At 63.1% G+C, this 13,747-nt stretch carries 12 protein-coding genes; 1 reads left to right on the top strand and 11 read right to left on the bottom strand.

Going from position 1 to position 13,747, the window contains the following annotated elements; translation table 11 throughout:
- Positions 1-14 precede the first annotated feature (14 nt).
- From hpnE to Q8N40_RS00835, 4 genes are all read right to left on the bottom strand, one after another.
- Positions 15-1,268, bottom strand: coding sequence for a hydroxysqualene dehydroxylase HpnE (gene hpnE / locus Q8N40_RS00850; RefSeq protein WP_305710460.1), 1,254 nt, complete (start codon positions 1,266-1,268; stop codon positions 15-17).
- Positions 1,268-2,107 (bottom strand): presqualene diphosphate synthase HpnD, encoded by an 840-nt coding sequence (gene hpnD, locus Q8N40_RS00845; RefSeq protein WP_305710459.1) that lies wholly within the window; start codon positions 2,105-2,107, stop codon positions 1,268-1,270. The genes hpnE and hpnD overlap by 1 nt, the downstream gene beginning before the upstream one ends.
- On the bottom strand, positions 2,104-2,982 hold the full coding sequence (gene hpnC, locus Q8N40_RS00840) for a squalene synthase HpnC (RefSeq protein WP_305710458.1): 879 nt from the start codon (positions 2,980-2,982) through the stop codon (positions 2,104-2,106). The genes hpnD and hpnC overlap by 4 nt, the downstream gene beginning before the upstream one ends.
- Before the next feature lie 200 nt (positions 2,983-3,182).
- A complete protein-coding gene (locus tag Q8N40_RS00835; RefSeq protein WP_304740376.1) occupies positions 3,183-3,419 on the bottom strand; it encodes a hypothetical protein in 237 nt (78 codons plus the stop codon).
- Between the two features lie 481 nt (positions 3,420-3,900).
- Here Q8N40_RS00835 and Q8N40_RS00830 point away from each other — a divergent pair, with 481 nt between their 5' ends.
- Complete coding sequence (locus Q8N40_RS00830) at positions 3,901-4,404, top strand: hypothetical protein (protein ID WP_305321131.1); 504 nt, start codon at positions 3,901-3,903, stop codon at positions 4,402-4,404.
- A gap of 101 nt (positions 4,405-4,505) precedes the next feature.
- Here the strand turns inward: Q8N40_RS00830 and Q8N40_RS00825 are convergent, their stop codons facing one another.
- The 7 genes from Q8N40_RS00825 to Q8N40_RS26625 all read right to left on the bottom strand — a co-directional run bounded on the left by Q8N40_RS00825 (position 4,506) and on the right by Q8N40_RS26625 (position 13,690).
- Positions 4,506-6,854 (bottom strand): RND family transporter, encoded by a 2,349-nt coding sequence (locus tag Q8N40_RS00825; RefSeq protein ID WP_305710457.1) that lies wholly within the window; start codon positions 6,852-6,854, stop codon positions 4,506-4,508.
- 201 nt (positions 6,855-7,055) lie between these two features.
- Positions 7,056-7,856: an ethanolamine ammonia-lyase subunit EutC gene (eutC, locus tag Q8N40_RS00820; RefSeq protein WP_305710456.1), complete on the bottom strand. Its 801-nt coding sequence runs from the start codon at positions 7,854-7,856 to the stop codon at positions 7,056-7,058.
- 6 nt (positions 7,857-7,862) lie between these two features.
- Positions 7,863-9,449, bottom strand: a complete 1,587-nt coding sequence (locus Q8N40_RS00815) for a B12-binding domain-containing radical SAM protein (RefSeq protein WP_305710455.1) — start codon at positions 9,447-9,449, stop codon at positions 7,863-7,865.
- A 153-nt stretch (positions 9,450-9,602) separates the two neighbouring features.
- Positions 9,603-10,985 carry an ethanolamine ammonia-lyase subunit EutB gene (locus tag Q8N40_RS00810; RefSeq protein WP_305318352.1) on the bottom strand — a complete coding sequence of 461 codons (1,383 nt, stop codon included), beginning with the start codon at positions 10,983-10,985 and terminating at the stop codon, positions 9,603-9,605.
- Positions 10,986-11,048: 63 nt separating this feature from the next.
- Complete coding sequence (locus Q8N40_RS00805; protein WP_305318353.1) at positions 11,049-12,761, bottom strand: methyl-accepting chemotaxis protein; 1,713 nt, start codon at positions 12,759-12,761, stop codon at positions 11,049-11,051.
- 49 nt (positions 12,762-12,810) lie between these two features.
- Entirely contained in the window at positions 12,811-13,257 is a 447-nt protein-coding gene (locus Q8N40_RS00800) for a cache domain-containing protein (protein ID WP_305318354.1), read from the bottom strand.
- Positions 13,258-13,549: 292 nt separating this feature from the next.
- On the bottom strand, positions 13,550-13,690 hold the full coding sequence (locus tag Q8N40_RS26625) for a helix-turn-helix domain-containing protein (protein ID WP_371135582.1): 141 nt from the start codon (positions 13,688-13,690) through the stop codon (positions 13,550-13,552).
- Positions 13,691-13,747 lie beyond the last annotated feature (57 nt).

Here is a 13,747-nt window from a genome sequence, read left to right as displayed (position 1 = left end):
GGTCAACTCTTCGATCAGGCCTTGCGCATGGCGAGAACGAGATCGGCGGCGCGGTTGCCCGACCGTACCGATCCCTCGATGGTGGCCGGCAACCCCGTATCAGTCCAGTCGCCGGCAAGAAACAGGTTTTTGTAGGCCGTCACAGGGCCCGGCCGCTGCGCGTTCTGCTCCGGCGTGGCCTCGAAGGTGGCGCGGCGCTCGCGTACGATCTGCCACGGCGGCAGTTCGCCCTCGACGCCAGCCGCCTTGCAGATATCCCGCCAGATCGCCTGCGCCAGTTCCTCGCGCGGCATATCCACCAGGCGGTCGGCGTTGCTGATGGTGACGGACAGGCGCTGCGGAAACGCGAACAGCCACTCCACCAGTCCGCCGACCACACCGAGGATGGCGGGCTGCCCCTTCGGCGGATCGAAGCGGAAATGCGCATTGACGATGGCGCGGTATTTGGTGGGGGTTTTCAGGCCCGGCAGCATGGCGGCGGCCGGGCGTGGCGGAACCGCCAACACGACGGCGTCGCCGGGCTGGACCGCAACGCTGTCGTCGCCGAATTTCAGTTCACCGAGGCGGCCCGCCGCGACGACGAATTCGCGCAGCTCATGTCCGAACGAGATGCTGGCGCCCTTGTCCTGCAACAGCTTGATCGCTGGCTCGACCAGCACCGCGCTGAGGCCGTCGCGCGCGATCAGTGGCCGGCAGGCTTGTCCTCCCGCCAGCAGCGTTTCGCGCACCACCGCGCCGGCGAGCCCCGCGGACCCCTCCGGCGGATCGACGTTGAGCGCCGCCAGCAGCAGCGGCTGCACCAGCCGCTGATACAGTGTTCCCTCGCACGGGATCGCGTCGCCGACCAGTTTGCTCTGCGCTGACCAGATCAGCGGCATCAATGCCAAATAATCGAGCACGCCGGTGTCGGGGACGCGGCGGGCCTCGTCGAAGATCCACAGCGGCAGCCGGCTCTCGCCGAGATCGAGCTGCCAGCGCTGCCCGGTCGCGAGATCGACGAACGGGAATTGCGCGCGCTTCGGCCCGACCAGCCCCGCCTCGGTGCCGATCGACCTTGCATATTCGACCGCGGCCCGGTTGCCCGAGAGCAACAAATGGTTGCCATTGTCGATCATGAGGTTGGTCGCCGCATCGAAATAGGAACGGCAGCGGCCGCCGGCCTGCTGCGTGGCCTCGTGGAGGTGCACCCGGTAATTGGCGTTCATCAGCCGCACGGCGGCCGACAGGCCCGAGATTCCAGCGCCGATGATATGGACGGTGTTTTGCATCAGATGAACGCGTAACGAAGGAGGATGAGGAGGCGGGCCATCTTGTTGAGGCGGACCGGCGCGCGCGGCGCGGCGAACCCCCTGACAACAAGCAGCTCCAGAATCGCGCGATAATATTTCGACATGATTCGGGGCGCGCGCACCACCCGCCGCGGATTGCGGCGCATGATCTCGTCGGCCTTCTCGAAATGCGTCCGCGCGCGCGCCACCAGCGGCACGCATACTTTCGGCAGCGCCGGTTCGAGCGTGACCCTGGCCGGATCGGTCGAGGTGATGCCGGCGTGCAGCAGTCCCTCGAGCGGCAGATAGAGCCGGCCGAGGCCGGCGTCTTCGTCGATATCGCGCAGGATGTTGGTCAACTGCAGCGCTCGGCCAAGATGATGCGCCAGCAGGATGCCGTCGGCCTCGGCGAGCCCGAACACCCGCACCGACAACCGCCCGACCGCGCTGGCGACGCGGTCGCAATACAAATCGAGCGTGGCCAGGTCCGGCGCCCGGATGTCCTGCGGCACGTCCATCTCCATGCCGTCGACGATGGCCAGGAAATCCTCGCGCTTGAGCCCAAATCGCTGAACCGACACCACATAGCCGCGCAAGCGCGCCGGCGGATGGCCCTGATAGAGCGCGTCGATATCGTTGCGCCACTGCTGCAGTTCGGCCAGCCGCGCATCTCGCGGGCCGTCGGAATCCGCGATATCGTCGACCTGTCGGCAGAAATCATAGATCTGGAACATGGCCTCGCGCTGCTCGCGCGGCAGAATGCGCATCGCCGCGTAGAACGAACTGCCGGACGCCGATGTCCCGTCACTCGCATTGGCTGCCGCCGCCTCCAGCGTCATGCGCCGGCCGCCGGTTTGGAGACGGGACGCCGTCCCACCGCGCGGCGGCCAATCTCGCCGGCGATCCCGCCGAGGCTATGGGTGAGCAATTCGACCGCACCGAGATGCACCCTCTCGCTGAGGGGATCGCGCACCTTCAGCAATCCGACGATCTTGTCGGCGAAAGCCTGGATCACGGAGATTTCGCACCCCAGCCGAAAATCCCTGACTTCGGCACCTAGGGATTTGCTTTCATCGAGCAGCGCCTCGGTGCGCAACGCGAGCGCATGCAGGCATCGCAGCAGGGCCGGCGATGACCGCGCCTGTCCGAGCTCTTCGACGGAAGCGCCGGCGGAGGCGAGCGCATCGCGCGGTAGATAGACCCGGTTGAGATCGCGAAAATCCTTGCCGCAGTCCTGCAGGTGGTTGTTGATTTGCAGCCCCGCGCAGAGCGCGTCCGACGCCGCCCAGGTCGAGGTGCTTTCGCCATGGACATCGAGCATGAAGCGCCCGACCGGCATCGCTGAGTATCGGCAGTAGTGAATCACTTCGTCCCAGTTTTCATAGCGAAGCTTGGTGACGTCCATCCGGAAGGCGATCAGGACGTCGAGCGCGTGGCGCGGCGGCATCGAACGCTCCGCCAGCGCGCGGCGCAGATTGACGGCCTCGGGCTGGGTATCGCCCTTGCCGAGCAATTCGGATTCAAGCAGATCGAGAAGCGCGAGCTTCTCCGGCGCGCCGAGCGTGGCATGATCGGCGATGTCGTCGGCGGTTCGCACGAAATTGTAGAACGCGAGGATCAGCGCCCGGTGTTTCGGGTGAATGATCCAGGACGCCACCGGAAAGTTCTCGTCGCGGTGAGTCTTGCCGGATCGCAGTTCGCTCGCAATAGTCATCAGGAACTGGCTACATTCATCTGGGCATGGTTACGACGCACCCGCCAGCGGGGCCGGCTCATGCGTATCGATCGCGGACCCCATATAGGGGAATACGATGCCAAAACCAATGCTATCTGCGGTTTCCCGCACATTCAGACCGCGTCCGAACGAGGCCCCGCCAGCGTTTGCGGCGGCGATTGCCGCCGCTGCGGGCCGTCTTACTGGCCGTGGCTTTTCAGTACCTGGTCGCAGGCCTTGGTGATCTTGGGACGGTTCTGCTGGAGGCAGGCCAGAATGGTGAAGTCGCCCTGATCGATGACCGGACGGCAGAAGCGCTGAACGTCGCGCGAACAGGCCGCCTGCTCTTCCGCCGTGCCGCTGCGCTGCTGCTGGGCGATGGCGGCGGCCGGAACCGATACCGACAACAGTGTGAGTGCAAAGAGAAATTTACGCATCATCTTCCTTCATCGTGGAAATGGGAAATCCGGCACAAGGCCCGGAGGGAGCGGATTGCGGGCGCAGCGGACCGCGAGCGACCAGAAGCACTGGTAATTGCGGCCAAATTTGCAGCGGCCCGATTCCAAATTGCTGGAACCAATTCGCGAATATAACCGTTTGATATATATGACACATTTATTGCCTATCTTTTTTGCCATGGACGGTTGCAGGAAGCCCCCGAGGATAGCTAAATGGAACAATGCGAATCTTGGCGACATCATCGGCGTTTTGATTTCGCCGGATCGGAAAATGCAGTGCGCCGGCGTTATCCGGCTTGTAAATTTGCTGACTTCCGGTCCAGGGGGACGGGCAATCGCCGTGGCGGCAGGCGGCCGCCGGACATGTCATTTGAACCTAACACACTGCGGCGACACTAAATCTTCGATGCGGCGCGACGGTTCTGGTATCAGAGCGTCACTTTAAATGGGAAAACTCGCGATGAAGTTGTTTGGATCCGGCTTGTTTGGACAAGCGATCAAGGCTGCTGGCGTCGGCGCCGCACTGATGTTGTCGGTGTCAGCAGGTCATGCCCAATCGGGGCCCTTTGCCGGTTTCGAGGGGTCATGGGGCGGCAACGGGACGGTTGCGCTCTCCGATGGCACGGTCGAGCGCATCCGATGCAAGGCCAACTACAAGGTCAACGGCAACGGGCTCGGTCTGAAGCAAAACCTCAACTGCGCCAGCGACAGCTACAAATTCGTTCTGAGCAGCGATGTTACGAGCAATGGCGAGCGCATTTCCGGCAACTGGAGCGAAAAGAGCCGCAATATTTTCGGCAATCTGCAGGGCACGGCGGGCGGTGGCCAGATCGACGTGTTCGTGGAAGCTTCAGGATTTGCCGCCAACCTGACGTTGCGGACCACCGGCAACAAGCAGACCGTGCAGATCAGCTCCAAGGGCGAAATAAGGGGCGTGACCATCACGATGTCGAAGGGCGGCTGACGCCCGCACTTTCAGCAGCCGGTCACTCCACCGGCTGCTTTCGGTCCAGGGCTCGTTTCTGATTGCATCAGAACCGGGCCCTTTTCGTTTGTCTCGAAAGACTATCGAGTCCCCCGAATCCGCTGCGATACGTTGATCAGCCACATCGCTGTCGGCCGCAGGATGAAGAGATCCGCGACCAGGGCCGCGACCATCGCAAACGCGCTGAGCCAGCCGAACAGGCGCAGCGACGGCAGGTCGGAAAAAACCGTCACGACAAGTCCGCAGGCCAGCACCACCGTGGTCAGGATCAGCGCCGGACCGACCAGCACGGTCGCGCGCTCGACGGCCAGCGCGGGGTCGATGCCCGGCGTAGTCTCCATCCGCAAGCGGTTGAGGAAGTGGATGGTCGCGCTGAGGCCGAGACCGAACGACACCGTCAGCGCCACCACGCTGGCGAATTGCAGCCCCTCGCCGAGCATCCATAGCACCGTGCCCGAAAGCACCACCGGAAAGATGCCGGGGAGGATGGAGGCGAACATCACGACCCATGAGCGGAATGCCAGCCCGATGAACACGGCGACGAGCGCGAATTCGATAGTCAGTCCGTGATTGAGCTTTTCGATCATGCTGGCGCTGTTGCGCGCCGCGATCGCCGACAGGCCGGTAACGGCAATCTCGAAGCCCGGGTGTTTTTTGCGGACGCCGTTCAGGGCGGCGTCGAGCTTGTCTACCACCGGCAGGATGGCGCTCGAATCGAGGTCCGGCACCCTGCCCGAGACCACCACCGCATCCTGATCCGCGGAGATGAAGCGCCGGACCAGGTGCTCCGGGATCACGCTGACATATTCCCTCAGGGTCGCGACGTCTGAATTGCCGGCCTTTTCAGCCAGCCAGCGCCGCAAGGTTTCGAGCGACCACACATTGCCGACGCCGGCCTGGGATTCGACCACCGAGTGGACATCCGCAATGGTCTGCAAGGTCTCCGGCGCATACAGCGACGCGCCCTTGGGGAATTCGATCAGGATGTCGATCGGGTTGGCACCGGTCAACTTGGCGTCGAGCCGGCCGCTGGCCGCCACGGCCTGTTGCTTGTCCGGGACCTGATCGGCCAACCGGTAGCGCGGTTCGAGATTGGCGTAGATCACGCCGAGACCGCCGACAAATACCACCGCGATCAGGCTGAACAGCCCGGGACGCCCGACCATGCGCACCGCGATCCAGTAACAGAAGGTACGCAGCGCGTTGACGCCGGCATCGGCCGCCTGGAATTTGGCGGCAAAGACCTGTTCGTTGCGTACCAGTAGCACGCCGAACACCGGAACCAGCGATAACACCGCGATCAACGCGATGATGGTGGCCGCAAGGCCGGCTTCGCCGAAGGTGCGGATCAAATCCGAATCCGAGAACTGCAGCGCCAGGAAGGAGATTCCGGCGGTGGCGTGGGTCAGCACGCAGGCAGGCCCCACCACCAGCACAGCATTGCGGAAAGCGGTGAAACGGTCCTCGCCCGCCAGCAGCCGGTCGCGCGCGGCGAATGTCAGCTGCATCGAATCGGAGAAACTGATGACCATGATCAGCGGCGTCATCACGTTGAGGAACATGTTGAGGCTGAATCCGGCCCATCCGAGCGCGCCGAGCGACAGCAGGATGGCGAGCAGCGGCGGGAACGCCGCCACGATCATGAACGACACCTTGCGGAAGAACAGGATCGCGATCAGGCATCCCGCCAGGATGCCGGCGACGTTGTAGATCAGGCCGTCGCGCTCGACTGCGTTGCGGATCTCGAGCTGCATGACCGGGACGCCCGACAGTTCCTTGCTGAGCCCGGTATCGGCGAGATCCGTCGCCATGATCTTGCGGATTTCGTCGATCGTCTTCTTCAATCCGTTGTTGCCGACAATCGACGGCTCCAGTGAGAGCACGACCAGCGCCAGCGTGCCGTCTTCCGACAAGAGCTTGCCGCGGATGATCTCGTTGGTTTTGACCGTTTCGATGAACTTGTCGTAGTCGGCGCCCTGCGGCAGGTCGGCCGGAAACAGCGCCGCGGGCAGCTTGCCCGGCGCCGGCGCCTGACGCGCCGAGAACAGCGAGATCAGGCCGCGCGTGCCCTCGACCAGTTGCAGGTCCGTGACCAGGTCCCGGATCTTCTCCAGGTTATCCCGCTGCAACAGCGTCTTGCCTTCGACCACCACCAGCACGTCGAATTCGGTGGAGGGGAAGCGCCTGGTGACTTCCTCGTATTGCCGGTATTCCCTGGAGTCGGAACGGAACAACTGGCTGAGCGAATCGTCGATCTTGATGCGCTGGATGCCGAACACGGCGCCGATCACCATCGCGAGCAGGATGATGCAGGACAGGATCGGCGCGCGCATGGCGATCAGGCCCATGCGTTCGAGGCCGAACGCGATGCTTAGCCGCGGCTTTTCCAGCATCTGCGCGCCAGCTTCGACCGGGTTTCTCTCCAGCATGTCCTGTCCAGTTCTCACATCGGCTCAGTCTGTCTAGCTTGAATTCGTCGGGCGCGAAGGAGACTGAATCGGCCACGTCTGGTCGGCGCTAGCCGTTGAAATCATGTGATAAATTAGCCGCGAGAGGTTTAGCAGGTCTATCCGGCATCTCGCAAGCGCGCGCCCACCACCAAATCGGTGTGGATGAGGCCATAATGGCCTTCAAATCACGGATTTGTCATGCCCGCCTTCATTGGTATCGATTTGCAGATGTGCCGGACCGCCGCTCTCGTCCTTCAAGGCGACGCCGGTGACTTCCCGGGCAAGGCCCTCGCGGATCAGCCAGGCAATCCGCAAGGCCGCCTCCTCGTAGCCGAGCCCCGCGCCGTGGATGTTGGACACGCAATTGCGCTCGGCGTCGGTGATGTCGGGCCGGGGCGCAAATGTCAGATAGGCGCCGAGGCTGTCGGGCGCGGAAAGGCCAGGCCGCTCGCCGATCAACACCACGACCATGCGCGCGCCGAGAATGGCGCCGATCTCATCGCCCAATGCGACCCGCGCGCCGGAGGCGACCACGGCGCAGCCGATGTCGATTCGCATTGCCGCCAGCCGCGGCACCAGGCTGCCGACCAGCGCTACCGCATGCGCATTGACCGCAGCCGGCGACAGGCCATCGCCGACCACGATGGCCAGCTGGCAAGCACCGGCATGGCGGTTCGCCAGCAGATCTCTTGAGGCCTGGTCGAGCTTTCGCCCCAAATCCGGACGCTTCAGATATTCTCGCCGGTCGCGCGCACCGCTGGATACTTCGGGGGATTCGAGGCCGAGGGCGCCAAGGCCCGCGACCAGCGCCGGCACATCGAAGGCGGCATGCACGGCGTCGCGGGCACGCGCGTGATCGAGCGTGAATTCGAGCAACGCCCGGGTCGGCAGACCGGCGCCGGTCCGGCCGAGCCCGACGCGCGCCGGGGTAAGGTCCTGCAGATCGCGCAGCGAACGGGACGGCGGCGCCGGTACAGTCATCGCGGATTACTCGGCAGGGACCGAAGCCTCGCGCAGCCGGATCGAATAATTCGAGGCATTCTGCTGGCCGCCCGAGGCGTCGCGCGCGAACATGATCAGGTGATGCCCGATCATCGTCGATCCGATCAGGCCCTCGATGTCGCCATGGCGCAGCCGGCCCAACGCAAACTTCCAGAACACCTTTCGGTAATCGCCGAGCACACCGATCTTCCAGAAAATGTTCCGCAGCATGATCAGGCCGCGCTTGATATTGGCCCAACTCCTCTGTTCCGGCGTGACCGGCACCTTGATGCGGTTGGCATAGGTGTAATCGCACTGGTACTGATAGCGCGCATAGAGCTTTTCAGGCTGGTAGGCGACTTCCATGCATTTGCGCCACGAACTGATGACCTGATCGTAGGGCAAGCGGAAATCGACGTTGGAATCGCGGCCGTCGTCATGGATCAGCCGTCCCTCGCGTTCCAGCCGGTCCCATAGCGGCGTCTGCGGCAGCGCCTGCAACAGATTGATCGTCAGCAGTGGAATTTGGGATTGATCGACAAAGGCGAGCAATGCGTCGGCGGTCTCCGGCTTGTCGGTGTCGAGTCCCATGATGATGCCGGAGACGACCTCCATCCCGTAGCTGTTGATGCTGTGAATGCCTTCGAGGATCGGGACCATCATGTTGTGGTCCTTGTGCATCGCCTTCAGCGCCTCGGGATCGGGAGTCTCGATGCCGCAGAAGATGGTGACGAAGAAGGCGTCGCGCATCTTCTCGAGGATTTCGGGCCGCTTGGCAATGTTGAGCGTCGCCTCGCAGGCGAGCCGCATCACGTAGCCGGTTTTCTTCTGCCACTCGGCCAGATGCGGCAACAGATCGAGCGCCGCCTTGCGGTTGCCGATGAAATTGTCATCGACGAAATACACCGAGCCGGTCACCCCGCATTCGAGCAATTTGTCGAGTTCGGCGATGATCTGCTGCGGCGATTTCAGACGCGGATTGCGGCCGTAAAGGCCCGGGATATCGCAGAATTCGCACTGGTACGGACAACCGCTCGAATACTGGATGCTGCCGAGAAAATACTTTCTGACCTCGGCCAGCTCATAGGCCGGAATCGGAAAGTCGGTCATGGCGATACGGTCGGCGGTCTTCAGCACCACCTGCTGCTCGGGCCGCGACGGATCGCGCGCCAGCCGCGCCAGCAACTCATTGGTGGCGTCGCCGAGTTCGCCGACATGGAGATAGTCGAACGAGGGATAATAATCCGGGCAGGCCGACACCGACGGCCCGCCGATCGCGACCGCCAGATCAAACGCATGGGCGCGGCGGCAGATGTCGTTCATCTGCTGGCGCTGGATATGCATGCCGCTGACGAATACCGCTTCAGCCCATTCGAAGTCTTCCTGCGAGGCGGGACGGATATTCTCGTCGATGAAGCGGACCGGCCAATGTTCGGGCAGATAGGCCGCGATCAACAGCAGCCCCTGCGGCGGCATGAAGGCCTGGACGCCGTCCGTCAACGGGTAGGCGTATTCGAAAGTGCCGAAAGAAGACGTATAGCGCGGGAATACGCACAGGATGCGCCGAACCGTTTCGATGCCTTCAGCCCTCATCAAACTTCCTAACGCTTGTAAAAACCTGCCGGCGGCCAAGTTAAGCACGCGGCCGAAGGCTGGGCTACAAATTCTTCAACATTGTGGCGGGCCCTTCCAACCCGCCAGCGGCCGAATGGTTGCATGCCTGCCCGGCGGCGGCCTTACGACGCCTCAGGCCAGCAACCGCGACGCAAAATCGGGCAGCAGGCCGGTATTACCGGCGAGCCGGAAGTCGGCATCGGCCAGCCCGGAGCGCACCAGCCAGTCGTCGAATTCCGGCGCCCGCTTCAGGCCGAACAGATCACGGACATAGAGGGCGTCATGGAACGAGGTGGATTGGTAATTCAGCATGACATCGTCGGCCCCGGGCACCCCCATGATGAAGGTGACGCCGGCGGCAGCTAGCAGCGTCAGCAAATTGTCCATGTCGTCCTGGTCGGCCTCGGCATGGTTGGTGTAGCAGACGTCGACGCCGAGCGGCAGGCCGAGCAGCTTGCCGCAGAAATGGTCCTCCAGTCCGGCGCGGATGATCTCCTTGCCGTCATAGAGATACTCCGGGCCGATGAAGCCGACCACGCTGTTGACCAGCAGCGGATCGAACGCACGCGCCACCGCATAGGCCCGCGCCTCCAGGGTCTGCTGGTCGACGCCGTGATGGGCATTGGCCGACAGCGCCGACCCCTGCCCGGTTTCGAAATACATCACATTGTTGCCGACATGGCCGCGGCGCAGCGACAAACCGGCCTGGTGGGCCTGGCGCAACAGCGCCAGGTCGATGCCGAAACTGCGGTTTGCCGCCTGCGTGCCCGCGACCGACTGAAACACCAGATCGACCGGAAAACCCCGATCGATCAACCCGAGCGTGGTCGTCACATGGGTCAGAACACAGCCCTGCGTCGGGATCTGCAGCCGCATGATGATTTCGTCGAGCAGCCGCAGCAGGCCGCCGATCACGGTGGGATCGTCGCTGGCCGGGTTGATGCCGATGCAGGCGTCGCCGGATCCGAGCAGGAGGCCGTCGAGGATCGACGCGGTGATGCCTTTGGCGTCGTCGAACGGGTGATTGGGCTGCAGCCGAACGCTCATCCGGCCGCGCAGCCCGATAGTGTTGCGAAAGGCCGAGGTAACCTGGCATTTTTTCGCCACCAGGATCAGGTCCTGGTTGCGCATCAGTTTTGATACCGCCGCGGCCATTTCGGGTGTGATCCCGCGCGCCAGCTTGGCGAGAACGGCTGGTGTCGCCGCGTCGGACAGCAGCCAGTCGCGGAATGCGCCTGTGGTCAACGAGGATATCGCGGCGAAGGCCGCGGCGTCGTGGCTGTCGAGGATCAGGCGGGTGACTTCGTCATCTTCATAGGGAACGACGGCGTCCTGCAGGAACTGCTTCAGGGGGACGTCGGACAGCGCGATCCGCGCCGCGATCATTTGCGCAGCACTTTCGGCCGCGACCCCCGCGAGGCGGTCGCCGGAGCGCGGCGGCGTGGCCTTGGCGAGCAGATCGCGCAAATCATCGAACACATAACTGGTGGCGTCGATGGCGTGGCGATAGATCATGAGACCTCCGAATTCATCAGCGCCATGCGCGACGGCTTCCGAAGACTATCACCTGACAGGAGGCTACGCAGCCCGCACGGTGGCGAGGAATTTGACCACTTCGGCCTTGAGACGCTTGTTCTCGTTGGACAGCAACTGCGCCGACGCCAGCACCTGCGAGGAAGCCGTGCCGGTATCGCCGGCGCCGCGGTTGACATCGGCGATCGAGGTCGCGACCTGGGTGGAGCCGACCGCCGCCTGCTGCACGTTACGGGCGATTTCCTGGGTCGCCGCGCCCTGCTGTTCGATGGCGGCGGCGATCGCCGAGGCGATCTCGGAGACCTGCCCGATGGTGCCGTAGATCTCCTTGATCGCGACCACCGAGTCCTGGGTGGCCGCCTGCATGCCGGCGATCTGGGTCGAAATCTCGCTGGTGGCCTTGGCGGTTTGCGACGCCAGCGCCTTGACCTCCTGCGCGACCACGGCAAAACCGCGGCCGGCGTCGCCGGCGCGGGCGGCTTCGATAGTCGCATTGAGCGCCAGCAGATTGGTTTGCGCCGCGATCGTGGTGATCAGTTGGGTGACGTCGCCGATGCGGCTCGCGGCCAGCGACAATTCGGCGATCCGCGCGTCGGTCTTTCCGGCCTGCTCGACCGCTTCGGTGGCGATCCGGCTGGAATCCGCGACCTGCCGGCCGATTTCGTGGATGGAAGAAGCCATTTCTTCCGTGGCCGATGCCACCGACTGCACGTTGGCGGAAGTTTCCTCCGAGGCCGCCGCGACCACCGCCGAGAGATCCTGGCTGGCCGAACTGCTGTTGGTCAGGATGACGGCCGAATTTTCCAGTTCGCTTGATGCCGCACCGACGTTTTCGATGATGCTGCCGACCGCGGCTTCAAAACTCTCGGCCAGATTATGCAATTCGGCACGGCGGGCGACCGCCAGTTCGCGGCTCTTCTCCTCGCGCTCGGCGGTCTCGCGTTCGGCCTTGCTGATCGCCTGCACCTTGAATTCCTCGACCGCGCGGGCCATCTGGCCGACTTCGTCGCGGCGCTCGAGGCCCGGCAGCTGCACATCGAAATTGCCGACCGCGAGTTCGCGCATTGCCTTCGACATCGCGACCACCGGACGGGAAATATTGCGGCCGATCAGGAACGAAACCACGATGCCGGCGAAGGCCACCAACAGCAGCACCGCCATCAGCGTCAATTGCTGCTGCTCGAGCTTGATCCCGGCACCGGCAATCTCGCGATCCTTGCTGTCGCTGCTTCGCGCGATCAGGTCGTCGGTCAGCTTGTCGATATCGGCGAAATTCCGTTCCGCGCTCTTGATGAACATCATCGCCGAGCCGGTATCGCCGTCGGCCATCTCGATGGCATTTTTCGATTGCTTGAGATAACCGGCGACGGCCGTCTTCAGCTTTTGCAAACCATCCGGTTTGCCATCCGGTTTCGCTTCACCCTGGGCGGCTTCGACCGCCTTCAGGGCCTCCGTGATCTTCGCGGCGGCAGCGTAGGCTTCCTTGGCGATGGCATCGACTTTTTTGGTATCGGTTTCATTGGCCGCGGTCGCCGCCAGCCGGTACAGCTTGGCGTGCGCCATCCAGGTCGTGGTGGTGAGTTCGTTGGCGAGTTCCGATTGCCGCATCGGCCCCGCGACCAAGGCATCGACCGCGGTCTGGTTCGCCCGCAGCGCCTGCAAGGCGTAGACGCCGACGCCTATCAGGACCAGGATCAGGAACGACGGCGCGAGCTGAACTTTCCAGGACAGTCCGATATTCTTGATCCAGCCGAACATATCAATCCTTCGAGGCGGCGGTCGCTGTGGCAATATTGATTGTCGTGCGTCAGAGCTTGTAGATGCCCGCACACACTGCCGTGTTGTCGACCTTCTCGCAGTACATCTGCTTCGGCTCGACCTTCTTGCTCACGGGATTGACGAACTTGTAATCCTGCCAGAACGAAGGCTGCTTGGCGGCCATTTCGACCCGTTCCTTGACATAGAGCTTGCCGTCGACGTCCTGCGCATCGATCAGGTCCTTGCCGACGAACTTGGGGTTGGAGCCGTGGGCCAGCACCTTGCCGTCGAGCTGGTAGACCACAACGTACAAATCGCGATCGACGAAGCCGGCGGCCTTGCCGGTGAATTCAGGATAGGCCTTCTCGGCACCCTGCGCCTTGATGAAGCCGACGGCCTTCTTGACCATCGCGATAGCATCTTCCTTGCCCGCGCCATCGGCAGCCATGGCAGCGCCTGTGCATACGAACATGGCTGTCAGTCCAGAAACGAGCATCTTCGTTGACCAATTGTTCACGTCTTCTCTCCGGATTGATTGATTTGGGGCGCGGTAGCAACACCGCACACGGAATGATGGTCAGAAAAGAGCGAACCATCCGTTAAAGGCGTATCCGTAGGGCAACGGGGATCGGTAACTGACTTGAAAAGATGTGCCACTTCGAAACGCCGGCAACGGCAGGCACACCGGAAACGAGTCTGCCCTATTACCAGCGGCGGCGGGAGCGGCCAGGCTCAGCTCATCGTCTCTTGAACCAAGTGCTCCGGGATGATCGCGTCACGTGCTGGCCCTAGCAACTTTCGCCGCCTTCCGCCTCATAGCGTTCCGCCCAACGTTGAAATGTCCGTACGTTGATGCCGAGAAGCTCTGCAGCAGCCTCCTGCGTCAGTTCCTTCGACTCCGTCCGATCCAGCAAACTCGAAAACCCCATCCGTCGTACACCCTCGTGAATGGATGCCGTGCCCATCGTGCCCCCTTTGTTCCGGGC

It is taken from the genome of Bradyrhizobium sp. (assembly GCF_030693485.1).
Taxonomy (GTDB): Bacteria; Pseudomonadota; Alphaproteobacteria; order Rhizobiales; family Xanthobacteraceae; genus Bradyrhizobium.
Note: the sequence above shows the minus strand (reverse complement) of the source record. Positions and strands in the feature narration are given on the sequence as shown.